This is a genomic window from Mesorhizobium sp. M7A.F.Ca.MR.148.00.0.0, assembly GCF_003997735.1.
In the GTDB taxonomy this organism is placed as follows: Bacteria; Pseudomonadota; Alphaproteobacteria; order Rhizobiales; family Rhizobiaceae; genus Mesorhizobium.
The window spans coordinates 1-228 of sequence record NZ_RZTB01000744.1 but is presented as its reverse complement, the minus strand read 5'-3'; the positions used below and the strand labels follow the sequence as shown (position 1 = coordinate 228).

Genomic DNA, 228 nt, shown 5'->3' with positions numbered 1-228 from the left:
TTCTCGCGCTGCTCCGGCGTGCCGGCCAAAAGGATGTTGGACGGGCGCGCCACACAGGTCCAATGCAGCGCGTAGTTGGCGCGGCCGAGTTCCTTTTCGTAGAGCAGCCAGGTCACCGTATCCAGGCCGGCGCCGCCGACATCGGCCGGCATGTTGGCGGCATAGAGCCCGGCCTCGATCGCCTTGGCCTTGATTTCCTCGATCAGGTCGCGGCGCAGCACACCGGTG

The 228-nt window shown here is 66.7% G+C and carries 1 protein-coding gene; it reads right to left on the bottom strand.

Annotation, left to right across the window (positions count from 1 at the left end; translation table 11 throughout):
* Positions 1 to 228, bottom strand: a 228-nt coding sequence (locus EOB49_RS36085) for an acyl-CoA dehydrogenase family protein (RefSeq protein WP_164782039.1), incomplete at both ends; no start/stop codon positions are given.